This is a genomic window from Proteus sp. fly-1008, assembly GCF_040140305.1.
Classification (GTDB): domain Bacteria; phylum Pseudomonadota; class Gammaproteobacteria; order Enterobacterales; family Enterobacteriaceae; genus Proteus; species Proteus vulgaris_B.
Genome location: NZ_JBEEWH010000009.1, coordinates 52,968 through 78,558, shown reverse-complemented (window position 1 = coordinate 78,558; position 25,591 = coordinate 52,968). Strand labels below are relative to the sequence as shown.

The following is a 25,591-nucleotide window of genomic DNA, read 5'->3' as shown; positions in this document are numbered from 1 at the left end:
CACCCAATAAACACAAAAAAATTCACTAAAGATGTATTTATTATAGTCAATATAGTGGTTATTTATACAGTTAATTTTGGTTGAGATTAATTAAACGGAATACCTAAAATAAGTGATTGATCCACTTCACCATTTATCAACGATTGTGTATTGCCATCATACACAATGGTTCCGTTATCAATCACAATCGCTCTTGAGGCAATCTTGATAGCATCTTCTAAGCTATGTGAAACCATCAGTAAGGTTAGTTTTTTTTCTTCACAAAGTTGTTCTAGCAAAGCCAACATTTCAATGCGTAAAGCGGGGTCGAGTGCAGAAAAAGGCTCGTCGAGCAATAAGATAGGTTGTTCACGTACAAGACAACGAGCAATGGCAACACGTTGGCGCTGCCCTCCTGATAATTGTGAAGGTAAGCGATCAAGATATTCATTTAAAGAAACTTGCTTGGCTCTGTTTTCTAACAGTATTTTTTGTGTATCTGTGAGTTTTAAACCAGGATCTAATCCCAAGCCAATATTTTGCCTAACTGTTAAATGAGGAAATAAATTATTATCTTGAAATAACATAGAGATAGGACGTTTTGCGGGTGCGGTTTTAGTGTGATCACAACCATTAAGAAAAAGGGTTCCTTTTTCAGAAGGCAAAAATCCAGCAATTAAACTGAGTAAGGTACTTTTCCCCGCGCCACTTGGGCCTAATACGGCGATACGCTCACCGGTGTTTACCGCTAAATTAAACACAAGGTGTTGGTGTTCATAGGTATAAGCAAGGTGCTCTAATTTAATCATGAGATTTTCCTGCCAATCGTTCTATTAGGCTAAAAAGAGAGAAGCAAAGTAGCAACAAGATCATGGCTGTGACAGCACCATCTTGCGTGTGATAAGCCCCAATTTGCTGATAAAGATAGAAAGGAAGTGTTCTAAATGTTTCATTGCCAAATAGAGCAACAATACCAAAATCACCAATAGAAATAACACAAGCAAAAGCAAGTGCTTGTGAAATTGGTTTTCTTAATGCTCGTAACTCTATCCAACGAAGTCGATTGATACCCTGAATATTAAGCGATTGGCATAAAAGGCCATAACGTGAAGCAATATCATTCATTGGATTTTCGAGCACTTTTAAAGCATAAGGAATGGCAATTAATGCGTTGGTTAAAATCACTAATATATATGGTGATTCAGGGAGCCCAGTTGTATTGTTTAATAATAAGAAAAAGCCTGTTGCCAATACAATGCCCGGCATTGCCAGAATAATCAGTCCACTCATTTCCATAGCCTGTCCCGCTTTTTTAAAGTGACGTAGGCGAAGTTCTCGGCTACTCCATAGCAACATCATTGTTAATACAACGCAAACAATACCCGCACCAACCGCTATAATGAGAGACGTTGTAAAAGCCTGCCAAAGTATGGGTTGTTGTATCACTCGAATTAATTCGCTGTTAAGACCATCTGTTATCACCGCTAAAATAGGGGGCACTAAAAAAAGGATCGCGAGCGTAATAATTAGAGTATCAGTTATTTTGCTAAAGAGAGGATCATTGGGATCACGCCAATGCTGTTTTTGACTATCTCCGACAATGAGTGTTCCTTTGAGTTTTTGACTAATTAGCACCAAACCTAAACAGCAAAAAAGCTGAATAAGGGCTAAAAGAGCCGCTCTATGCAAATCGTAGTCATAACTTAATGCTTGATAAATTGCTAGCTCAACGGTTGTTGCAGCAGGGCCTCCACCTAACGCCAGTACAGTGGCAAAGCTCGCAAAGCAGAGCATAAAAATCAGTGACGCTGTGGGAAGTATTTGTCGCCATAAATAGGGAAATTCTAGAAAGCGAAAACGTTGCCAGCCATTCATGCCTAATTGTGAGGCTAATTGGCGTTGTTCTGGAGAGATACTTTCGAGGGCTTGTAATAGCATTCGGGTTGCTAATGGCATATTGAAAAAAACGTGTGCCAATAAAATGCCTTGTAAACCATAAGGGGTAAATTGGTAATTAATCCCCAGCCATTCACAAATTTGAGCAATCCAACCGACTCTTCCATAAACAGTTAAAATACCAAAAAGTGCCACTAAAACGGGTAACACAAGGCTCATGGCACATAAACGTAAGAAAAGTGTTCTACCTTTAAATTGGCGTCGATAAAGTGCTTTAGCGAGCCAAATGGCAGGTAATATTGAAAATAAGGCAGATAAAAAGGCTTGCCAGAAAGTAAAGCGCACGACATGCCATAAATAGTCATCAGCAAAAATAGAGGATAATTCACCACTTGGCGCATTAAACCATAATGCACCAAATGACAATAAAGCCACAATAAGCAGTAAACCCGAGGCACATAGCCCCGGGATAAGCCATCTTCCCATTAGCGACTAACCGCAGATTGCCAATTACGCGTCCATGTTTGACGCTCTTTAGCGACAACATCTGCATCAAATTGCAATGATTTTTCTGGTTTAGGCATCACAGAATAGACATCAGGTAACGGCATATCTATTACGGGGTACATCCAATTGGTGGTGGGAATAGTTTCTTGGAAAGCTGGGGTTAGCATAAATTGCATAAATTGCTGAGCTAATTCAGGTTGTTTACTCGATTTTAGTTTTGCTGCAACCTCGACTTGTAAATAGTGTCCGTCAGAGAAAATAGCTGCCGCATAGTTATCTTTTTTATCCGCTAAAATGTGATAACCCGGAGATGAAGTATAACTTAGCACAAAATCACCTTCACCCTTTAAGAATAAGCCATAAGACTCACTCCAACCTTTTGTTACAGTAAGGGTTTTCTCAGATAATTTCTTCCATTGAGAGGCGGTATTTTCAGGATAAAGTGATTGCATCCATAGCATTAAGCCTAAGCCTGGTGTGCTGGTACGAGGGTCTTGATACAGTATTTTCCACTTTTCTTGGCTATTTAGTAGCTCATCCATGCTTTTGGGCGGGTTAGCAATACGGTTTTTATCATAAATAAACGCAAAGTAGCCGTAATCATAAGGCACAAAGGTATCGTCAGTCCATTTTTCAGGTAAGGCGAGTTTTGATGTATCGATATTACTTGGCGCAAAAAGCCCGGTTTCTTTAGCCGCGTGTATCAGATTGTTATCTAAACCTAAAATAATGTCAGCTTTACTTTTGCTACCTTCCATACGTAAGCGATTAAGCAAAGAAACACCATCAGAAAGGGCAACAAGCTTTAATTCACAATCACACTGTTTCTCAAATGCTTTTTTAATGGCAGGTCCAGGGCCCCAATCAGCAGTAAATGAGTCATAGGTATAAACAGTTAGTGTCGGTTTTTGTGCTTGGGCTTGTGTTGAAAAAGCACTTATTACACCCAGTGCACCCAGTAGGAAAGTAAAACGAAGCAATTTAGTTAACACGTTTAGTTCCTCAGTAAAAAGTCAGGTAGGATCTGAGGAGTGAGGACCGCAAATCATGAAATATTGCATTATCCTGACTCAAATCCCTACGCCAGTATTAGCTGGATCAGGTTCCACGGGTTTTTCTCAGCCTAACAAGGCACCCCGTTGAGACTTTCCCATTGTAGATAAATACACACGTTGTGCAAAGTCTGTTGATAGAGGTTTACCGTTTGTGGGTAGTATGAAACAATGAGTTATCTTTCAAATTTGGTTATTGAGGTAGTCTAGTGATCGATGATGATGGCTACCGCCCGAATGTAGGGATTGTAATTTGTAATCGGCAAGGGCAAGTGCTTTGGGCTCGTCGCTATGGGCAACATTCATGGCAGTTTCCTCAAGGGGGAATTAATCCTGGAGAATCGCCAGAGCAGGCAATGTACCGAGAGTTGTTCGAAGAAGTTGGGTTAAGTCGCAAGGATGTTAAAATTCTTGCCTCCACACGTAACTGGTTACGTTACAAGTTACCGAAACGTTTGGTGCGTTGGGATACAAAACCTGTTTGTATTGGACAAAAACAGCGTTGGTTCCTTTTGCAGTTAACAAGTAATGATAAGGACATTAACGTTCAACAAAGCAAAACGCCAGAATTTGATGGCTGGCGTTGGGTGAGTTACTGGTATCCTGTTCGACAAGTCGTCTCTTTTAAGCGTGATGTTTATCGTCGTGTAATGAAAGAGTTCGCACCAGTAGTCATGCCATTGCAAGAACAAGTGTCTTTACCTCGTCCATCGTATGGATATCGGCGTAAAAGGTATTAGATAACACTATGCTGACACGTTTGCGAGAAATTGTAGAAAAAGTGGCTATGGCAGCAGGACTTCCAGAAGCACTTGAACTCTTAGTCAAGGAAACGTGTCAGGCAATGCACACGGATGTGTGTTCTATTTATCTTGCTGATAAGCAACGTAGTTGTTTTTATCTAATGGCCACAAAAGGGCTTAAAAAACCCAGAGGACGAGCTGTTAGCCTCTCTTTTGATGAAGGCGTTGTTGGTGAAGTTGGACGCCTTTCTGAGCTTATCAATCTTGCGGATATTCGTGAGCACCCTAGTTTTAAATACCTTCCTCAAGTAAAAGAAGACGATCTGCGCGCTTTCCTTGGTGTGCCTATTGTTTATCGTCGTCAACTTCTTGGTGTTTTAGTTGTTCAACAAAAAGAGCGTCGCTTATTTAACGAGAGCGAGGAGTCTTTTATGGTGACGCTAGCAACACAATTAGGTGCAACGTTATCGCAAGTACAAACGAAAGGACTTTTTGGACAATATCGTCAAAGTCGCATTAAAGCATTATCCATTTCTACGGGCGTGGTTATGGCGTATGGCTGGCAAGAAGTCTCGCAACCTATCCTTGAGAATGTATTTAAAGCCAGTGCTCTGGATATAAAAGCAGAACTCAATCGACTTACCGTGGCTTTAGAAGATGCTACAGCAGAATGTCGCCGTTTTAGTAAGCGTTTTATGGCGAATGCACAAAAAGAGAGTGCTGCCATTTTTGATCTCTACTCGCATTTACTTAATGATCCCCAACTTAAACACAAAATGACAGCGATTATCACTCAAGGATATGTCGCAGAATGGGCTGTAAAAGTGGTTGTTGAGAAAGTTTCGGCACAATTTTCTAGCTTGAAAGATGGCTACATGCGAGAAAGAGCCTCTGATCTAAAAGCATTAGGACGGCGTTTATTATTTCATTTAGATGATGAGGTAAGTTCAACCAATATTTGGCCTGAGCGCTTTATTTTGGTGGCAGATGAATTAAGCGCAAGTTTATTGGCTGAATTACCTGAACAACAACTTGCAGGTGTGATTGTGCGAGATGGTGCAACACACTCACATTCTGCGATCCTTGTTAGAGCAATGGGAATTCCTGCGATTATGGGTGCGGATATTCAACCTGAGCTTTTACATAATCGCATGCTTATTCTTGATGGTTATCGTGGCGAGATATTTATTGAACCAGAGCCTTTTATAGCCCAAGAATATAAACAGATTATTGATGAAGAGAGCGTATTAAGTCAGATTGCAGAAGAACAACTAGAGCAGCAAGCTGTTCTCAAAAATGGTGAATCGGTTAGCGTTCAATTGAATGCAGGATTAAATATTAAATACGAGCAACGTATTAGCATGGGAATAGACGGTGTTGGTTTATATCGGACAGAAATTCCTTTTATGCTACAAAGCGGTTTCCCATCAGAAGATGAACAAAAAAACCGCTACCGTGAAATACTCTCTTTTTTCCCCGATAAACCCGTTGTGTTACGTGCATTAGATGTGGGTGCCGATAAACAACTTCCTTATATGCCCATTAATGAGGAAAATCCTTGCTTGGGTTGGCGAGGAGTAAGAATATTACTCGATCAACCTGAAATTTTCCTTATTCAGCTTCGTGCTATGCTAAAAGCAAACCTCGAATTTAAAAATTTGAAAATATTGTTGCCGATGGTGACAAGTATTGATGAAATTGACGAAGCGAGAACATTGCTATTACGTGCATGTGATGAAGTGAGTCGAGAGTTAAAATGTGAATGTGCTCTACCACCGTTAGGTATTATGCTTGAAGTTCCCTCGTTGGTATTTATGTTGTCACAATTAGCTAATCGGGTTGATTTTATTTCTGTTGGAACAAACGATTTAACTCAATACTTGCTTGCAGTCGATCGTAATAATACCCATGTCGCATCACTCTATGATAATTTGCATCCTGCATTATTGCGTTCACTGAATTTGATTGCGACACAATGCCAATATTACCAGTTACCAATCAGTGTTTGTGGCGAAATGGCAGGAACACCTATCGGGGCATTGCTGTTAATAGGGCTTGGTTTTAGGCAGTTAAGCATGAGTGGACGTAGTTTACCTAGGGTAAAATACTTATTACGCCATCTTGATCCTGTGGTGCTACAGCCTTTTATGCAACAAGTGTTGCAAGCTGAAACAGCAACAGAAATCAAAAAATTGTCTTCTGAGTTTATGGAAAGACAAGGATTAGGTGGATTAATTCGCGGAGGTATTTGACATGCCTTTGTATAAGCCTTTTTTGTGTTGGCTATAAAGAGCAAACACAGAAATTATTAATTAAGTGAAGTAGGGAATAATGAGTATAAACTACCTTAAATTTCCAGAGATTGATCCCGTTATGTTTTCTATCGGGCCTGTGTCATTACACTGGTACGGTATGATGTATTTAGTTGGATTTGTCTTTGCCTTATGGCTTGCAAATCGACGAGCCGCAAAACCGAATAGTGGTTGGAATAAAAATGAAGTTGAAACATTACTTTATGTCGGTTTTGTTGGTGTGTTTATCGGTGGTCGCTTAGGTTATGTTTTATTCTATAATCTGCCAGTCTTTTTAAATGATCCTCTTTACCTCTTTAAAGTTTGGGATGGCGGTATGTCGTTCCATGGTGGTTTAATTGGGGTGATTTGTGCCATGATCTGGTTTGCAAAACGCACTAAACGTAGATTTTTCCAAGTGGCTGATTTTGTAGCGCCTTTAATCCCGTTCGGCTTAGGTTTAGGTCGCATTGGTAACTTTATTAATGGTGAATTATGGGGGCGCGTCACATTAGATACGCCTTGGGCCTTCTTATTTCCAAACTCACGCTCTGAAGATCTTCAGCTTGTTGCTCAAGATCCATCAACGCTGCTACCTATTATTCAAGAGTATGGGGTTTTACCTCGTCACCCTTCACAACTCTATGAAATGTTGTTAGAAGGGATAGTATTATTTATTATTCTTAATATTTTTGTGCGTAAAAATCGTCCAGTAGGCAGTGTTTCGGGTCTATTCCTGATAGGTTATGGTGCATTCCGTATTATTGTTGAATTCTTCCGTCAACCTGATGCGCAATTAGGGCTATTTAGCGGTGTGAGTATGGGACAATTACTCTCAATTCCAATGATTTTGTTGGGTATTATTTTTATGGTATGGGCTTATCGCCAAGATAAAAAAACACCACAAAACCCAACACCAACTCACAAATAGTGTGAGATAAATTTTTATTATTAGCTAATTAACAAGAGAGACAACATGAAGCAGTATCTGGCATTGTGTCAACGCATTATCGATGAAGGGCAATGGATTGATAATAAACGGACAGGAACCCGTTGTTTAACGGTGATTAATGCTGATCTGGAATATGATGTTGCGAATAACCAATTTCCGTTAATAACGACACGAAAAAGTTTTTATAAAGCCGCAATAGCAGAACTATTAGGGTATTTGCGTGGCTATGATAATGCAGCACAATTTCGTGAAATTGGTTGTAATACATGGAATGCCAATGCGAATGAAAATGATGCATGGTTAAATAATCCTCATCGAAAAGGTGAAGACGATATGGGCCGTGTTTATGGTGTCCAAGGACGCCAATGGCAACGCCCTGATGGTTCTCATTTTGATCAACTGCGTAAAGTAGTCGATAACCTTACTAAAGGTATCGATGATCGTGGTGAAATCATCACGTTTTACAATCCAGGTGAAACTGAACTAGGTTGCTTACGCCCTTGTATGCATACGCATACCTTTTCACTTGTTGGTGATACCCTTTATTTAACCTCTTATCAGCGCAGTTGTGATGTGCCACTAGGTTTAAATTTCAACCAAATTCAGTGTTTTGTCTTATTAGCGCTGGTGGCTCAAATTACAGGACATAAACCGGGTAAAGCATTTCATAAGATAATCAATGCACATATCTATGAAAATCAATTGCCTCTAATGCGTGATGTGCAGTTAAAAAGAGAACCTTTACCGTTACCAACGTTGCATATCAATCCAAAAATCAAAACATTGGAAGATATCGAAACATGGGTAACAACAGATGATTTTACTGTTGAAGGCTATCAATGTCATGAAGCAATAAAATATCCATTTACGGTATAATTTCTCCTTTACTTTTAAAGCCCCTGTTTAGTCATAAGCAGGGGTTTTTTTATTGATTTTTTTATTTAAAATTTAAAGCGTTGTCAGTATTTATTAATCATAAATACGTTTATTTTGTATTTGCTCTGAAAATATTGTTATTGCGTAACTGTTCGAGAAAAATGCTTATCTTTGTTTACCTTTAAGGCTGTAGTCTGCATGCTCACCACAGGCTAAAAAGGAGAAACAAATGAACAATAATAGAAAATTAAGCCTAAATAGGGAGTTTCAGAAAAAAAGTGAGCAAGGTGTCAGTTTACTCGAAATACTTATCGTGATGCTGATAGTCTCTATTTTAAGTTATTTATCAATTTCTTCTTATCAACATTTTGTTAAGCAACGCCATTTAATACAGAGTGTACGAGAAACCATTGTTTTTCTTTCTTATCAGCAACAGCAGGCGTTGTTGTTTAATGTTAAAATTAAAATATCACTTCATTTATCGCCCAGTAATAAAATAGTCGCTATTCCTTTTTCTCTACGATACTTACCTGAAAAACAAACGATTTATCAATTAGCCCTAGGTATTCAACTTAAGCAATCAACAGTCTCAAATTTTACGTTTGGTGGAATTCGTCAAACGTTAAAACCCATGAGTTTTGTGCTTCAAAATGAAGAGGATGAAGTGAAAATTATTATTTCATCTTTAGGTAGGATAAGAGCGTGTAGCCAGAAAATAAAGGTGTTTTCATCATGTTAAAACGATCTGTATTTTCTTTTTCATCAGGAATGGTATTGATGGAATGTCTTTTTGCTATTGCGATAAGTGGGATTTTATTTCTTTGTATCAGTAGAGCTTATCCCCAAATAATGAATACGCTACTCCATTCTTATCAACAATATCAATTAGATATTTTTTTAAGAGAGCGATTATTGGTACTTGAAACGCAATTAAGGCGTACAGGGTATTGTTATGGCGATTGTGTTAATACGTTGAAGGTAGGTGGCTTGCAAGTGTCACCTTTAAAAATAGGGCAGTATCCTAATCAAGGAAAAAATTCCTGCGTTATTTTTGCTTATGACATAAATAGTAATGGTCGATGGGAGCCTCCTTTGTCAAAAGAGAGTGATTATTTTGGATATCGCCTTAAAAAAGGACAATTAGAGCAATTGAGAGGTGTAAAAGATTGTGCTTCTTCAGGATGGCAACAATTTTTCGAAAATAACGAGATTGAGGTAACAGAGTTTATTTTACAGCCTTATGCTAAAACGTATTCTGTGAAAGAAAGCCCGTATTTTTATCTTTCTATTTCTTTAAAATTTCATTTAAAACAAAAGCCTGAAATAAAATCACATTATCAAAATATCATCCGTTTAAGGAATGTGACTGCATTATGAATATTTATTTCACTCACAGGAGCAATGAACAAGGCTTAGCGGGTATATTTGTAGTGATAGGTTTTATTGGCATGAGTTTATCTATGCTCGGAGATTTTTCTTACCATTACAGACAATCTGAACAAATAGTGATGCAAGAGTTACAAGCAAGATAGGCCTTTTTATTTGCTGAATCTGCTCTGCAATGGGGAATAACACAGGATTGGGAACTTTCATCAATACAATTAAATCAATGGCAATGCCGTTCTTTTTATGCTGATCCCAAAATAAAGAGTTGCTTATTTTTAATCTCAGCAGATAAGGCCTTACTTCAAGGACAAGCAGAAAGCTTATTAGGTTATAAAGTATATCATTATCAATGGATTAGTTTTAAAAAAGGGAAAGATAAAGCGATTGTGCCTGATCCAAATGGATGGCTAGATTATTGCCCATTCGTGCATAAGGAGTGTGTATCATAAAAAAGGCTCAAAATAGATCAGAAAATGGTTCTATCTTACTTAATACAATGTTTGTACTACTATTTTTTAATATTAGTTTTGTCGCTATTATAGGGTATAGTCAATCATTAAAAGCCGATTTTCAGCGGTTAATTCAAATACAGCAAACAGGACAGGGGATCTTTGTTTTATTTGAAAAATTACCTGATAAATCACCTTACTATTTTGCTTATAACCAGAAAATAATGATGCATTCTCTTTCACATTCTGAAGGTTGTCAGCAAATGGAAGGTTATGTTGCTAATAATATTTTACCCACGATAAATTTATACTATTGGTCATGCAATCCATAAGATGAGGATCTGATGTTTCATATATATCACTCAAATCAGTTGTCATTATTAAAGTCACTTATGGTGCACTTTATGCAGACCAGACCACTCTCTTCTCCCTTTGAACAAGAAGTAATTTTAGTACAAAGCCCCGGAATGTCTCAGTGGTTACAAATTCAACTTGCTGAAAGTTTAGGAATTGCCGCAAATATTCGCTATCCATTGCCTGCAACATTCATTTGGGAAATGTTTACGCGGGTGCTATCAGGTATACCTAAAGAAAGTGCTTTTTCTAAAGATGCTATGACATGGAAATTAATGGCATTATTACCTGAATATTTATCTCATGAAGAATTTAAACCACTACTTCATTATCTTGATGATGATGAAGATAAACGTAAATTACACCAATTAGCGGGGCGTGTTGCTGACTTATTTGACCAATATTTGGTGTATCGTTCAGATTGGTTAGCTTCGTGGGAAAAAGATGAATTGATAGAAGGGCTGAGTGAGAATCAGCGTTGGCAGAAAATATTGTGGGTAGCATTACAGCAATACACAAAAGATCTCAATCAGCCTCAATGGCATCGTTCTAATCTTTACCAGCAATTTATTTCGACATTAAATGGTGCAAAAGAAGGAGAACTTCAGCATTGTTTTCCATCTCGTATTTTTATTTGTGGAATTTCGGCATTACCGCAAGTTTATTTGCAGGCGTTACAGGCTATAGGGCGTCATACAGAGATTTATTTACTCTTTACCAATCCTTGCCGTTACTATTGGGGTGATATTCAAGATCCTAAATTTCTTGCTCGGCTTAATAGTAGAAAACCTCGTCATTATCAGCAATTGCATGAATCACCTTGGTTTAAAGATGAAAAAAATGCTTCATCGTTATTTAATGAAGAAGGGGAGCAAAATATTGGTAATCCGCTATTAGCTTCATGGGGAAAATTGGGTAAAGATAATCTCTATTTTCTTTCTGAACTTGAGTATACCGATGTATTGGATGCTTTTGTTGATATTCCAAGAGATAATTTACTTCATCAATTACAAGCAGATATTCTTGATTTAGAAGATTTTTCACAATTAGGCACAACACTTAAAACCTATGAATGTAGTGAAAAAAAACGTGTTATCTCACTAGCTGATCACTCGTTGACCTTTCATGCAAGCCATAGCCCGCAACGCGAAGTAGAAGTATTACAAGATCAATTACTGCATTTGCTTGAGCAAGATCCCGAATTGCTACCAAGGGATATTATTGTGATGGTTGCGGATATTGATAATTATACACCTTATATTCAGGCCGTTTTTGGTAATGCACCTGCTGAACGTTATCTCCCTTTTGCTATTTCTGATAGAAAAGCACGTCAAGCACACCCAGTATTACAAGCCTTTATTACGCTATTAGAGCTTCCTCAAAGTCGTTTTACAGCAGAACAAGTCTTAGCTTTACTTGAAGTACCTGCGTTAGCTGGGCATTTTTCTATTTTTGAAAGTGAATTAAAACTACTACGCCGATGGGTGGATGAATCAGGCATACGTTGGGGATTGGATGATGAAAACGTAGCTTCATTTTTACTCCCTATCACCGGTAAAAATACATGGGAGTTTGGTTTACTTCGTATGCTACTTGGTTATGCGATGGAAAGCGAAAATGGCCCTTGGAAAGGAGTGCTTCCTTATGATGAATCTAGTGGGTTAGTTGCAGAGCTTGCAGGGCATCTTGCTGATTTTCTTTACACATTAAGTGAATGGCGTACACGTTTAAGTGAAACTCGCTCCTTAGAAGCGTGGTTAGAGATTGGACAGCAATTAGTTGATGCCTTTTTTGAAGCTGATGAAGAGACAGAGCTAGTTTTAGCGTTGATCACACAACAGTGGCAAAAAGTGATTGAAAACGGATTGAAAGCACAATATCAAAATGAAATCCCATTAGTGCTTATTCGAGATGAATTAACGGTACGATTTGATGATGAAAAAATCAGTCAGCGCTTTTTGGCGGGAAGCCTGAACTTTTGTACGCTGATGCCTATGCGCTCAATTCCTTTTAAAGCAGTGTGCTTATTAGGAATGAATGATGGCATTTATCCTCGTAATATTCAGCCATTAGGCTTTGATTTAATGGCAGAAAAGCGACGTCGTGGTGATAGAAAACGTCGAGATGATGACCGTTATTTATTCCTTGAAGCACTGAGTTCGGCCGAAAAATACCTTTATATCAGTTATATCGGTAAATCGATACGTGATGATCGAGAATGTAATCCATCAGTATTAATCAAAGAGTTACAAGACTATATTGGTCAAAACTTCCGTTTACCTGATGACGGAAAACTTAATGTTGATGATAGTGCGACTCGTATTAATCAGCATTTATTAACACAGCATAGTCGTGTTCCTTTTGCTCAAGAAAACTTCCACATTGAGGCACTCACTCGTTCTTATGCCTCAGAATGGTTACCGGCTGCCAGTGGGCAAGGGGAGGCTCATCAAGGTTTTACGGAGTCATTAGATGATGATATATCAATAGATAAAGTCTCCGTTGATGCACTTTCTCGTTTTTATCGTCATCCGGTCCGTGCATTTTTCCAACAAAGATTAAAAACAAACTTTGTTATTGAAGAGACAGAATTGCCCGAAGAAGAGCCTTTTGTGATAAATGCACTTCAGCGCTATCTATTAAATCAATGGCTATTGAAAGCATTGATTGATGAAACCTCAACAGGAGCACTCTTTGAACGTATTAAAGCAGCAGGGCAACTTCCAGCAAGTGCATTTGGTCAAATTTATTGGGAACAACAAATAGAAGAGTTACTCCCTTTAGCTGAAAAAGTGAGAAGTGAACGATTAGCTTCGTATTCTGTCACATTAGAGCAAAGCTTTAGTGCTATGCCATTAATTGGGCGTTTAAATGAAGTGCAAGCCGATGGCTTATTACGTTGGCGACCTGCAAGTTTAACGGCTAATGACTTATTGCAACTATGGATTGAACATCTGGTTTATTGTTTGAAAGAGGGAACTGGCGAAAGTCGGTTTTATGGCAGAAAGGAAACGCAATGGTGTTTATTGCCAGTTGATCCTGAATTTGCTTATTCGACTTTAGATAATTTAATTCACGATTATAAACAAGGGTTAAATAGTCCATTAGCATTATTTTCGAAGAGTGGCTGGGCTTGGTTACAAGCTTGCTATGATAAAAAAACACAAGAATTTTTACTTGATGATGAAGAGACACTCGCAAAAGCAGAGTTAGTGCTGCTGCAACATTTAACGGATAGCTATAATCGAGATGGCGAAATGAGTGATATGTATGTTCAGCGTGCATTCTCTCAATTAGACGAGCATTTTTTACAAACTGTAAAACAGACGACATTAACGATATTTAAACCAATAATTCCATTTTTAAAAAAATAAGGGAGCTCATATCAGATGAGAAAATACTTATCGCAACTATGGATCATGTTGCTATTGATGCTAGTGAGTATCAACAGCTTTGCTGCTGATCCACTTTGGCGAGTATTGCCAGATAGCATTGAAAAGAGTGAAAGCGATCCACGGCAATATCAAGCGATTAAATTGCCTAATGATATGACTGTATTACTGGTTTCTGACGAAAAAGCGGTTAAATCATTAACGGCGGTTGCGTTACCTGTTGGCGCATTAGAAGATCCAGATAGTCAGCAAGGGCTTGCACACTATTTAGAACATATGGTGCTAATGGGATCGGCTAAATATCCTCAATCTGGCAGTATGTCAGAGTTCTTACAAAAGAACGGGGGATCTCATAATGCAAGCACCACTACATATCGTACAGCTTTCTACTTAGAAGTAGAAAATAGCGCCATTAATGAAGCGGTCGATCGTCTTGCAGATGCTTTAGCTGAACCTTTACTTGATCCTAAAAATGCAGATCGTGAGCGCAATGCCGTTAATGCCGAATTAACTATGGCGCGTGCGCGTGATGGTATGCGTTTTTGGCAGGTTAGAGCAGAAACCTTAAACCCAGCACATCCAAGCTCTCGTTTTATGGGCGGAAATTTAGAAACGCTAAGTGATAAGCCAAATAGCAAACTTCAAGATGAACTCATTAAGTTTTATCAAACACACTATTCTGGCAACTTAATGAATGGGGTGATTTATAGTAATAAATCACTTGATGAATTATCTAGATTAGCCGCAGAAACCTTTGCCCGTATTCCAAATAAAAAAGCAGATACTCCAGTAACCACAGTGCCTGCGATGACGGATAAAGAAAAAGGGTTAATGATCCATCTAGTACCGGCTTTACCGCAAAAAACCTTACAGATTGAATTTGGTATTGATAATAATGTTGCCGATTTTCGTAGCAAATCTGATGCATATATCGGTTATTTAATCGGTAATCGTAGTTCTGGAACACTTGCAACATGGTTACAAGATCAAGGTTTAGCTGAAAGTATTAGTGCATTTTCAGAACCGTATATCGATCGTAACCAAGGCTCCTTTACGATTTATGTCGCATTAACAGATAAAGGTTTAGCGCAAAAAGATAAAGTTATCTCAGCTATCTTTTCATATCTCCGCTTAATTGAGACACATGGTATTAGCCAGCGCTATTTTAATGAAATTGCGAATGTTTTAGATCTCTCATTTCGTTATGGCTCTATTGTAAGAGATATGAATTACATAGAAGGCATTTCAGATATGATGTTGCGTTATCCAATCAAAAATATCCTGAATGCTGATTATATTGCCGATAATTATGAGCCTTCAGCAATTCTTGCTCGCCTTGAGTCACTCACACCAGAGAAAGCACGAATTTGGGTAATAAGCCCTAATGAGCCATCAAACAAACAAGCTTATTTTGTTAATGCGCCTTATCAGGTTGATAAAATCACCGATAAACAATTAAAAACATGGCAAACACTGTCGGATGATATTTCATTATCATTACCGGCACTTAACCCATACATTCCTAATAATCTGTCGTTGATTGATGCTGATAGTAAAATCACTAAGCCACAATTATTGTGGCAAGATAAAAGTGCTCGCTTGTTCTATATGCCATCACACTATTTTTCTGATGAGCCAAAAGCCAGCGTGACATTAAGTTTGGTAAACAAGAAATCAGACATTACTGTTAAACAGCAAGTTACGCAAACCTTAACTGATTATCTTGCTGGTTTAGCATTCAGTGAATTATCTTACCAAGCATCTGTTGCAGGCATGAATATCTCATCCTCATCAGGACAAGGTATCGATTTTTCAATGAATGGCTACACACAACATTTACCAGAATTAGTTAATGCCACACTAAAAAGTTATATGAGTTTTGAATCAACACAAGAAGAGCTTGAACAGGCTAAATCTTGGTATCGCGAACAACTTGAAGTAACTCATAACCTAAAAGCGTTTGAAGCAGCGATGTTGCCAGCTCGCCGATTAAATACTATTCCGTATTATGAAGAAGCTGACAAACTCAAAGCATTAGAGTCAATTACACTGCAAGATATTGTTGATAACCGTCGTGAAGTGATTAAAAACGCAGCTCTTCAAGCACTGATTATTGGTAACTTAACGCCAGAGCAAAGCCGTGATATAGCGAAGTCTGCACATGAGTTATTAGGTAATCAAGGAACAGAATACTGGATTGGTGAAACATTAGTATTCAATAAATTAGATGCTGTTGAATTTCAAAATAAATCAAACAGTACCGATAATGCCTTAGGCGAACTTTATATTCCTACTGGGTATAGCCGCCTTGAAGGTCAGGCTATTTCTTCTGTGTTAGCTTCGGTTATTAAACCTTGGTTTTATGATCAATTAAGAACAGAAGAGCAACTTGGTTATGCTGTATTTGCTTATCAAGGCACTATGGGTGAACAGTCTGGTCTAGGTTTCTTATTACAAAGTAATGCTAAACCGCCAGTTTATTTAAATGAGCGTTATAACGCATTTTATCAGCAAGCCTATGAACGCTTGAAAAAAATGAATGAGGCTGATTTTAATCAGTATAAGAAAGCAATTATTACTGAAGTTAAACAACCACCTCAAACTTTCTATGAAGAAGTTTCTCTTTATCGAAATGATTTCCATCGTAATAATTTAAAATATGATGGACGAGAGAAATTCTTAGCTGAGCTTAATAAAGTGACGTTAAAGCAAGCTATTGAGTTTTATGAAAAAGCAGTAATAAAACCAAACGGTTTTGTGTTTGTTTCTCAAATAATTGGCAAAGATGGTAAAGAAGCTGATTACGCGCAAAATAAACAATGGAAACGTTATACAACAGTTAGCGAATTACAAAGAACGTTACCAGTTGAGGAAATTAAAGAGTGAGTGAAGTGATACAGGCGCAGCCATTAAATCCTTATACACTTCCTTTGTACCAAAGACGCCTTATTGAGGCGTCTGCGGGTACAGGTAAAACCTATACCATTGGATTACTGTATTTGCGATTACTTCTTGGTTTAGGGGGGGATTCTGCGTTTTATCGACCTCTAAGCGTTGAAGAGATCTTGGTTGTGACATTTACAGATGCTGCAACCGATGAATTACGTGCACGTATTCGTAAAAACATCCATGAACTAAGGCTTGCCTGTATCCGTCATAACATTGATAATGTTGACAAAACATACCAAGAATTACTCAAGCAAATTCCTAATAAAGAGTTAGCTGCGCAGTGGTTATTAGAAGCTGAGCGTCAAATGGATGAAGCGGCTATTTACACTATTCATGGATTTTGCCAGCGTATGCTGGCAAACAATGCATTTGAGTCAGGTGTGTTGTTTGAACAAGTCTTGATCCAAGATGAATATGAGTTGAAAAAACGTGTTTGTGCTGATTTTTGGCGTCGCCACTGTTATCCCCTTTCTTATGATGTTGCTAATGCGGTTAGCCAGATTTGGTCTGGTCCTGAGCAACTGCTTTATGAAATACAGCCTTATTTACAAGGTGAAATGCCAGAAATTGAAGGCGTGGCATTAGACAGTGAAAATGAATCAGTAAAAGAGCGTCATCAAGCTGTTATTGAAGCTATTAACAAGGTGAAAGCGCGTTGGAATGAACATCATCATGAAGTTGAAGCGTGGATAACGGCCTCAGGAGTAGATAAACGAAGTTATAGTAGCCGTTTTTTACCTAAATGGATTGAAGAAATCACGTTATGGGCCGCAACGCTTGAAACAAAAAGTTATCAGTTACCTGATTGCTTGGTTCGTTTTTCTCAAGAAACTTTAAATGAGAAAGCGACCAAGGGCCCTGCTCCAGAGCATATTCTTTTTGTTGAAATTGAGCGTCTAACAAAACAAAGCTTAACACTGCGTGATGTTATCTTAGTGAATGCTATTCCTGAAATACGCCAAGGTATTGAAAATGAAAAAATGCGTCGAGGGGAAATGGGGTTTGATGATCTCTTAACACGTTTAGACAGAGCATTAAAACGTGAAGGGGGAGAAGCATTAGCGCAGGCTATTCGTGAGCGTTACCCCGTTGCAATGATTGATGAATTTCAAGATACCGACCCTCAACAATACCGTATTTTTGATGCTATTTATGGTGAGCATGAAAACAGTGGGTTACTTTTTATCGGTGATCCTAAACAGGCAATTTATGCTTTCCGTGGTGCTGATATTTTCACTTATATTCAAGCGCGAAAACAAACGGCACACCATTACACTTTAAATACTAACTGGCGTTCTGCACCAGGGATGGTGAATGCGGTTAATAAGCTTTTTATGCGTTCTAGTGCTCCGTTTTTATTTGAGCATATCCCTTTTATTGATGTGAGTTCTGCTGAAAAAAACCAAGATATGGCTTTTATTTACCATGGTAAATCGATCTCGCCTTTTAATTTTTGGCTTGCTGAAGGTGAAAGTCTATCAACGGGAAATTATGAGCAAATTATGGCAACACAATGTGCCACTCAAATTCGTGATTGGCTATCAGCAGGCGATCAACAGCAAGCATGGCTTCTAGAACAAGGTGAAAAAAAATCACTGACATCGGCTGATATTATGGTGCTGGTTCGTAGTCGTAGAGAAGCATTACTTATTCGTGATGCACTAAATTTACTCTCTATACAATCTGTATTCTTATCAAACCGCGAAAGTGTATTTGAAACGAACGAAGCTAAAGATTTGCTTTGGTTACTGCAAGCAGTTGTAACGCCAGAGAAAGAGCGTGTTTTAAGAGCCTCTTTAGCTAGTCGGTTATTTGGTTTTAGTGCAAGACAAATTGATAGCCTAAATCATGATGAACAGCGCTGGAATAGTTATGTAGAGAAATTTGCTGACTATTATGTATTATGGCAAAAACGTGGCGTTTTACCGATGTTGCGTAAAATTATGATGGATAATCAGATTGCCGAGGATCTACTTGCCAGTGTTGATGGTGAACGCAGACTCACCGATATCATGCATATTGGTGAATTATTGCAGGAAACCTCGTTACAGCTTGATAGCGAACATGCGCTTATTCGTTGGTTAGCACAACAAATTTCTCACCCTGATGCGCAATCAGAAAGCCAACAAATGCGTTTGGAAAGTGACCGAAATCTTGTGCGAATTTGTACTATTCATAAATCCAAAGGCCTTGAATATCCTATTGTTTGCTTACCTTTTGCTTGTAACTATCAAGAGCAAAAAGGGGCGCTTTATCATGACAGAGAAAAATTTTACGCTAAGTTAGATATTTTTAGCAGACCTGAAAGCTTGCGTTTAGCTGATGAGGAGCGTTTAGCAGAAGATTTACGCCTGCTTTATGTAGCATTAACACGTTCTAAATTTTGTTGTTATGTGGGTGTTGCGCCATTGGTGAAAGGGAATAAACGTAAATCGGGACTCACTGATCTTCATAAAAATGCTTTAGGGTATTTATTACAGCAAGGTGAAGAAGGGAATAGCGAATTATTACATCAATCAATTCATGCATTACTCGATGAAAATATTAGTGTGATCACGCTTGATGAAGTTTCAGCTCACCGTTACCAACCTCAGTTAGTCAGTGAGGCAAAATTAGAGGCTGCGGTATTTAAACGTAAAATTCATGATAATTGGCGTATAACCAGTTATTCAGGACTAACTTATCAACATTCAAATCGCGGGTACCATTTCGATTTAGGTGATATTGAGGCTTTAGTGCAGTCTATTGCCCCAGGATTGGATACTGATGCCAAAGGTGAGAAGCAACGAGAAGAAACCAATGAAAATTCGATTCATCATTTTCCTCGAGGCGCGGTTGCGGGAACATTTTTACATGGTTTGCTTGAAGTCTTGGATTTTTCTCAACCCATTGATGAACAATGGATGCAAGAGCAATTAACAGCTCAAGGCTTTGATGAAAAGTGGGCGCCATTATTAGTAACATGGATGGAAACACTGTTTTATACCCCTCTTAATACTGATGGGTTATGCCTTGCTGATATCCCTAAAACACAACAACTGGATGAATTGCAATTTTATTTGCCGATTGAACAAGAAATAACATCATCTCAGTTGACTCAATTAATAAGTCAATTTGATCCCTTATCAAAACGTTGTACTGCTTTACAATTCCAGCAAGTAGAAGGCATGTTAAAAGGCTTTATTGACTTAGTGTTTTGCTGGGAAGGGAAATACTATGTGGTGGATTACAAATCAAATTGGTTAGGTGAATCGAGTGAAGATTACACTCAAGAAGCGATGGTCAATGCAATGATAGATCACCGTTACGATTTGCAGTACCAACTCTATACATTAGCGTTACATCGCTTTTTACAGCAACGCATTCCAGATTATGATTACAAAAGCCATTTTGGGGGAATCTATTACCTTTTCTTACGCGGTATAGATAAAGCACACCCTGGAAATGGAGTTTATGCTTATTTACCTGATGAGGCGTTTGTTTTGGCGCTAGATGCTTTATTTACAGGTAAAAGAATGAAAAGTAGCACTCCTGATGTAGTCGATGAGAAATAAAAATGATCAAACTATTAGAACAAGCGATTACACAAAATGTATTACGACCATTAGATCTTCGATTTGCACAAATGCTGGTAGAAGATGAAAATCCGATTTTACTGTTTATATTTGCTTATTTAAGTGCTCAAACAGGAGCTGGACATGTTTGTTTGCCATTAAATATTATCAAAGAAAATCAATTATTTGATAGTAGGCAAGACGAACTTGCTCGTGATATTTGGCAAAGAATGGGAGAGCCTTCTACTAATCAAATAATTGAAGCGTTAATACAAAGTCATTGTGTTAATCAAAGTGGTGATAATTCCCCATCACCTATCATTTTAGATAATGGACTTCTTTATCTGCAAAGAATGTGGAGCTACGAAGAAAAAGTGGCTCAATTTTTTAGGCAAGAATACCCAGTGGTTGAAATTGATGAAAATGCATTAATTAAAGCACTCAATCAACTTTTTCCAATAATAAAAGACAATAAAGAAACTAATTGGCAGAAAGTAGCTGCCAGTGTTGCTATCACTAGCCCTATCTCTATTATTTCTGGGGGCCCTGGAACAGGAAAAACCACAACAGTGGCAAAAATCTTGGCTACTTTTGTGATGCTTACTTCGAATGAAAAGCCCATTATTCAATTAGCAGCACCAACCGGAAAAGCCGCTGCTCGATTAACTGAATCCTTAGGTAAAGCACTTGCCCAACTCGCTTTAAGTGAAGAAGAATATAAGTGGATGCCAAAGCAAGCACAAACTATTCATCGTTTGTTAGGGGCTCAGCCTGAAAGCCAGCAAGTGCGTTACCATAAAGATAACCCATTACAACTTGATATTTTAGTAGTTGATGAAGCATCGATGGTTGATTTGCCTATGATGGCTCGCTTAATTGATGCACTTCCGCCACAATGTCACGTTATTTTCTTGGGAGATAAAGACCAACTCGCTTCTGTTGAAGCCGGAGCCGTATTAGGGGATATTTGTCGTTTTGCTGATGATGGTTTGAGCCAAAAGCGATTTGATAAAATTGATTATTTAACACAAGGTGAATTATCAAAATCTGCAGCGATTATCTCTGTTTCTAACACACCTGTTTCAGTTGTTAGTGATTCACTTTGCCTATTACGAAAAAGTTATCGATTCGGCTCGAATTCAGGTATTGGTCAACTTGCTTTTGCTGTAAACCAAGGACAGACCAAAACAGCACTGACATTACTGAAGAAGGCAGTAATTACGCCTCAACAAATTGAAATGGCACTAGATACTCAAGATGTGAATTTTATCCCATTAGAAAGTGATGAAAACTATTTACTGATGATACAAGATGCGGCGCAAGCCTATCGTCAGTATCTCTCATTGATAGCAGAAAACGCCACTCCTGATGCTATTCTTAATGCATTTAACCAATATCGTTTATTGTGTGCATTAAGAGAAGGGCCATTTGGTGTAAGTGGATTAAATGATCGAATTGAAATGCTATTGCATCGTCAACGATTAATTCGTCGCCCTACAAATAGCTACCAGAGTGACTATATTGGACGTCCAATTATGATCCAGCGAAATGACAGTACACTTGGGCTGTTTAATGGTGATATTGGTATTATGCTCAATAATGATGAAGGCGAAATGAAAGCCTTTTTCCAATTACCGGATGGTACTTTAAAAGCAATTCAACCTAGCCGGTTGCCTCAACACGAAACTGCGTATGTTATGACAGTGCATAAATCACAGGGATCTGAATTTACGCATACAGCATTAGTATTGCCTGAAAAATTTTCGCCAGTGGTCAGCCGTGAATTACTGTACACCGCCTTAACACGCGCTAAACAAAAACTTTCTCTTTATGCCAGCGAGTATATGGTGAAAATGGCTATTCAAACACGTATTCAGCGTCGAAGTGGTTTAGTCGATAAGTTACGTTATTAATTTCTGTCGGATAAGATAAAAACAATAAAAGACAGGCTTGAGAGGGATGCCTGTCTTTTTATTTATGTTTGATAGTTACTCTTTATGTAAATCTAAAATCAAAATTTTGGAGCGACGCTGATAATTGTAGAGTGCCTGCTTTTCAATGGGTAATTTATCAATTTCAGCAGGTTCAAATCCTTTTTCTTGAAACCAGTGAATACTACGTGTTGTTAAAACAAATAGTTTTTCTAATCCTAATTGCTTAGCATGGGTAGAAATACGTTGTAGTAATACCTCACCACGACAAGAGCTACGATAATCGGGATGAACAGCAACACAAGCCATTTCACCAATTTTTTCTGATTGATAAGGGTAAAGTGCGGCACAGGCTATAGTCATATTATCGCGTTCAATAATAGTGAATTGATCTATCTCTATTTCTAATTGTTCTCTTGAACGTCTGACTAAAATACCTTGTTGCTCTAATGGGCGAATAAGTTCGAGTATGCCACCAATATCATTGATATTGGCTCTACGAACTTTTTCAGCACTTTCCATCACGATTTGAGTTCCTATACCATCGCGAGAGAATAGCTCTTGAATAAGCGCACCATCAGATTGATAACTTAATAGGTGGCTGCGTTCCACACCTCGACGACAGGCTTTAACGGCACCTCGCAAAAATCTGACTGTACCTGAGTGGTAATCGCCTTCGGTTTGTAGCTCTTGGATTTTATCTTCGGCTTGATTAGGTAGTAATTCAGAGACAATGTGTCCATCTTCATCGACAACACCTTGGAAAGAGCAAAAACCAATAATTTTTTGCGCTTTAAGTTTTATAGCAAGTTGTGTTGCCACTTCTTCAGATGTGAGATTAAAACTTTCACCAGTAACAGACACTGCAACAGGGCCAATTAATACAATGGCGTTACTGTCTAATTGGCGGTGAATAGCTTCTTCATCAATACGGCGAATTTTTCCGCTGTGACAATAATCCACGCCATCATCAACTCCCAAGGGTTGTGCAATGACAAAATTGCCACTAACGACATTAATATGCGCACCTTGTAATGGTGTATTACTTAAACTCATTGATAAACGTGCTGTAATGTCGAGCTGTAATGTACCCGCAGCTTGTTTAACAACTTCTAAGGTTTTACTATCAGTAATACGAGTATATTTATGATAAATTGGTGAGACTTTTTGTACTTCAAGCGCCATATCAATTTGTGGTCTTGCGCCATAAACAACCACTAAACGGATGCCTAAACTGTGTAGTAATCCAATATCGTTAATGATTGATGGAAAATTTTCATGTGCGATAGCTTCGCCACCCAACATAATGACAAACGTTTTGCCTCTATGTGCATTAATATACGGAACCGAATGGCGGAATCCATCGACCAATTCGGTGCTGCGCTCTTTCATAAAACCCTCTCAAGTGAATTTTTATTCGCATTTAATGTATTTTTATTCTTTTTAATGAGAAATGGCAAGTAAAATCCTATCTTATTGTTTTGCATGAGGGCAGAATATTCGTGTAAATGTGAGTAATTGTGCTGTTTTTAAGTGACAGTGAAGTGTGGATTGGGTAAAGTTTTTCGTTCTTAACTTTTTTTATCTCTTTTTAGAGTTTATTGACGTTAATCGTTTTTTTGGAATATTTTCATGAGTCATTCTGAGCACAATCAAACTCGTCGTCGTCTTGTTAAAGGAATTGGCGCGTTATTATTGTTAAGTGTTAGTCCTGTTGGCTTTGCTGCGACAGCATCTATTGTTGCTGTCAGGGTTTGGCCTGCTTCGACTTATACTCGCGTGACTATAGAATCAAGGACACCACTGAAATATCGTCAGTTTGCATTATCAAACCCAGAACGTATTGTGGTGGATTTAGAAGGTATTCAACTTAATAGCGTATTAAAGGGTGTCGCTAATCAAGTTCAGACTAGCGATCCTTATTTAAAGTTGATCCGGGTTGGTCAAAATACGCCCAAAACAGTGCGATTGGTCTTTGAAGTAAAAACACCCGTACAACCACAAATGTTTACTCTAAAACCCGTTGCTGAATTTAAAAACCGTTTGGTGTTAGATTTCTACCCAAGCCACGGTGCAAATGCTGAAGATGATCCACTCTTAGCGCTGTTACGTGAATATAATGATGGTGATTTACAACAAGCCGTACCAGCCCAAACAGATACCCGAAAACCAGGTAGAGCAGGGCGAGATAGACCTATCATTATCATGATCGATCCTGGTCATGGCGGTGAAGATCCCGGTGCCATTGGTAAATATAAAACCCGTGAAAAAGATGTCGTTTTACAAATTGCACGCCGTTTAAGAACACTTATTGATAAAGACGCCAAAATGAAGGCGTATATGACACGTAATGAAGATGTGTTTATTCCATTAACAGTACGTGTTGCTAAAGCACGAAAAATGCAAGCTGACTTGTTTGTTTCTATTCATGCAGATGCATTTACGAATCGTTCTGCCAGAGGTTCATCTGTTTTTGCGTTATCAAAAACAGGTGCGACCAGTAATACTGCACGCTATCTTGCACAAACACAAAATGAGTCTGATTTAATCGGTGGTGTGAGCAAAAGTGGTGACCGTTATGTTGATCATGCGATGCTTGATCTTGTACAAACGGCGACTATCAATGACAGCCTGAAATTTGGTAGTGAAGTGCTTAAATTGATGGGGGGAATTAATAAACTGCATAAGAATAAGGTTGATCAAGCCGGATTTGCAGTATTAAAAGCACCTGAAATCCCTTCTATCTTAGTTGAGACTGCTTTTATCAGTAATATCGAAGAAGAGAAAAAACTAAAAACAGCAAAATTCCAACAACAAATCGCAGAGTCTATCTTTAAAGGTATCAAAGCCTATTTTGCCAACGGTGGCGAGTTAACCTTAGCTGATCGTAGCTAATCTCTTCCTATACCCTTTTCTTATATTCCAGTAGAAAGCTAAGATCATGTGCTTTCTATTGGAGCTTCTTATTGTATTTTCAGCACAATAAATTTATCCAATATAATGGTTATTGAAATAAAAGAAATTGATGTAATAAATCTATGCTTGATGCGATTAACTTTTTGAATTAAAAGAGAAAGTAAAAAGAAGAGGAAATTTTGAAGAAAAATTGGTTGCGGGAGCTGGATTTGAACCAACGACCTTCGGGTTATGAGCCCGACGAGCTACCATGCTGCTCCATCCCGCGACTGAATTGTTGTTTATAGAATTGGTTGCGGGAGCTGGATTTGAACCAACGACCTTCGGGTTATGAGCCCGACGAGCTACCATGCTGCTCCATCCC

General features: G+C 38.3%; 17 protein-coding genes, 2 tRNA genes and 1 riboswitch. Of the genes, 13 read left to right on the top strand and 6 right to left on the bottom strand.

Annotated features, from left to right (window positions below; translation table 11 throughout):
• Positions 1 to 86 precede the first annotated feature (86 nt).
• Genes thiQ through thiB form a run of 3 tightly spaced genes read right to left on the bottom strand, consistent with a single transcriptional unit; the run spans position 87 to position 3,374 of the window.
• Positions 87 to 788, bottom strand: a complete 702-nt coding sequence (thiQ, locus tag ABN256_RS14585) for a thiamine ABC transporter ATP-binding protein ThiQ (RefSeq protein ID WP_197269908.1) — start codon at positions 786 to 788, stop codon at positions 87 to 89.
• Complete coding sequence (thiP, locus tag ABN256_RS14580; protein ID WP_349439635.1) at positions 781 to 2,361, bottom strand: thiamine/thiamine pyrophosphate ABC transporter permease ThiP; 1,581 nt, start codon at positions 2,359 to 2,361, stop codon at positions 781 to 783. Before thiP ends, thiQ begins: the two co-directional genes overlap by 8 nt.
• A complete protein-coding gene (gene thiB / locus ABN256_RS14575; RefSeq protein ID WP_502929700.1) occupies positions 2,361 to 3,374 on the bottom strand; it encodes a thiamine ABC transporter substrate binding subunit in 1,014 nt (337 codons plus the stop codon). Before thiB ends, thiP begins: the two co-directional genes overlap by 1 nt.
• 65 nt (positions 3,375 to 3,439) lie before the next feature.
• Positions 3,440 to 3,531, bottom strand: a riboswitch (TPP riboswitch).
• 112 nt (positions 3,532 to 3,643) lie between these two features.
• On the opposite strand from thiB, the gene rppH reads away from it, so the two are divergent.
• From rppH to recD, 12 genes are all read left to right on the top strand, one after another.
• Positions 3,644 to 4,174 (top strand): RNA pyrophosphohydrolase, encoded by a 531-nt coding sequence (gene rppH, locus ABN256_RS14570; RefSeq protein WP_036934096.1) that lies wholly within the window; start codon positions 3,644 to 3,646, stop codon positions 4,172 to 4,174.
• Between the two features lie 8 nt (positions 4,175 to 4,182).
• Positions 4,183 to 6,429 (top strand): phosphoenolpyruvate--protein phosphotransferase, encoded by a 2,247-nt coding sequence (ptsP, locus tag ABN256_RS14565; RefSeq protein WP_349439634.1) that lies wholly within the window; start codon positions 4,183 to 4,185, stop codon positions 6,427 to 6,429.
• Between the two features lie 79 nt (positions 6,430 to 6,508).
• Positions 6,509 to 7,399 (top strand): prolipoprotein diacylglyceryl transferase, encoded by an 891-nt coding sequence (lgt, locus tag ABN256_RS14560; RefSeq protein WP_197269912.1) that lies wholly within the window; start codon positions 6,509 to 6,511, stop codon positions 7,397 to 7,399.
• Between the two features lie 45 nt (positions 7,400 to 7,444).
• A complete protein-coding gene (locus ABN256_RS14555) occupies positions 7,445 to 8,296 on the top strand; it encodes a thymidylate synthase (protein ID WP_196554712.1) in 852 nt (283 codons plus the stop codon).
• A 229-nt stretch (positions 8,297 to 8,525) separates the two neighbouring features.
• The gene (locus tag ABN256_RS14550) at positions 8,526 to 9,035 is read left to right on the top strand and encodes a prepilin-type N-terminal cleavage/methylation domain-containing protein (RefSeq protein ID WP_349439633.1); all 510 of its coding nucleotides are present in this window, start codon (positions 8,526 to 8,528) and stop codon (positions 9,033 to 9,035) included.
• Positions 9,029 to 9,673, top strand: coding sequence for a prepilin peptidase-dependent protein (locus ABN256_RS14545; RefSeq protein WP_196554710.1), 645 nt, complete (start codon positions 9,029 to 9,031; stop codon positions 9,671 to 9,673). The genes ABN256_RS14550 and ABN256_RS14545 overlap by 7 nt, the downstream gene beginning before the upstream one ends.
• Positions 9,674 to 9,852: 179 nt before the next feature.
• Positions 9,853 to 10,131, top strand: a complete 279-nt coding sequence (locus ABN256_RS14540; RefSeq protein WP_349439661.1) for a DUF2509 family protein — start codon at positions 9,853 to 9,855, stop codon at positions 10,129 to 10,131.
• Complete coding sequence (locus tag ABN256_RS14535) at positions 10,119 to 10,463, top strand: hypothetical protein (protein WP_231619359.1); 345 nt, start codon at positions 10,119 to 10,121, stop codon at positions 10,461 to 10,463. The genes ABN256_RS14540 and ABN256_RS14535 overlap by 13 nt, the downstream gene beginning before the upstream one ends.
• Positions 10,464 to 10,475: 12 nt before the next feature.
• Complete coding sequence (gene recC / locus ABN256_RS14530) at positions 10,476 to 13,859, top strand: exodeoxyribonuclease V subunit gamma (RefSeq protein WP_340893722.1); 3,384 nt, start codon at positions 10,476 to 10,478, stop codon at positions 13,857 to 13,859.
• A gap of 15 nt (positions 13,860 to 13,874) precedes the next feature.
• Positions 13,875 to 16,763 (top strand): pitrilysin, encoded by a 2,889-nt coding sequence (gene ptrA / locus ABN256_RS14525; RefSeq protein WP_340893719.1) that lies wholly within the window; start codon positions 13,875 to 13,877, stop codon positions 16,761 to 16,763.
• Positions 16,760 to 20,380 (top strand): exodeoxyribonuclease V subunit beta, encoded by a 3,621-nt coding sequence (gene recB, locus ABN256_RS14520; protein ID WP_340893718.1) that lies wholly within the window; start codon positions 16,760 to 16,762, stop codon positions 20,378 to 20,380. Before ptrA ends, recB begins: the two co-directional genes overlap by 4 nt.
• A gap of 2 nt (positions 20,381 to 20,382) precedes the next feature.
• Complete coding sequence (gene recD, locus ABN256_RS14515) at positions 20,383 to 22,293, top strand: exodeoxyribonuclease V subunit alpha (RefSeq protein WP_349439632.1); 1,911 nt, start codon at positions 20,383 to 20,385, stop codon at positions 22,291 to 22,293.
• Positions 22,294 to 22,368: 75 nt separating this feature from the next.
• On the opposite strand, the gene argA is transcribed toward recD, so the two are convergent.
• The gene (argA, locus tag ABN256_RS14510; protein ID WP_072070032.1) at positions 22,369 to 23,703 is read right to left on the bottom strand and encodes an amino-acid N-acetyltransferase; all 1,335 of its coding nucleotides are present in this window, start codon (positions 23,701 to 23,703) and stop codon (positions 22,369 to 22,371) included.
• Positions 23,704 to 23,943: 240 nt separating this feature from the next.
• Here argA and amiC point away from each other — a divergent pair, with 240 nt between their 5' ends.
• Positions 23,944 to 25,206: an N-acetylmuramoyl-L-alanine amidase AmiC gene (gene amiC, locus ABN256_RS14505; protein ID WP_072070031.1), complete on the top strand. Its 1,263-nt coding sequence runs from the start codon at positions 23,944 to 23,946 to the stop codon at positions 25,204 to 25,206.
• A 212-nt stretch (positions 25,207 to 25,418) separates the two neighbouring features.
• Here amiC and ABN256_RS14500 read toward each other — a convergent pair.
• Together ABN256_RS14500 and ABN256_RS14495 are read right to left on the bottom strand one after the other, a co-directional pair.
• A tRNA-Met gene (locus ABN256_RS14500) sits at positions 25,419 to 25,495 on the bottom strand.
• 22 nt (positions 25,496 to 25,517) lie between these two features.
• Positions 25,518 to 25,591, bottom strand: a tRNA-Met gene (locus ABN256_RS14495).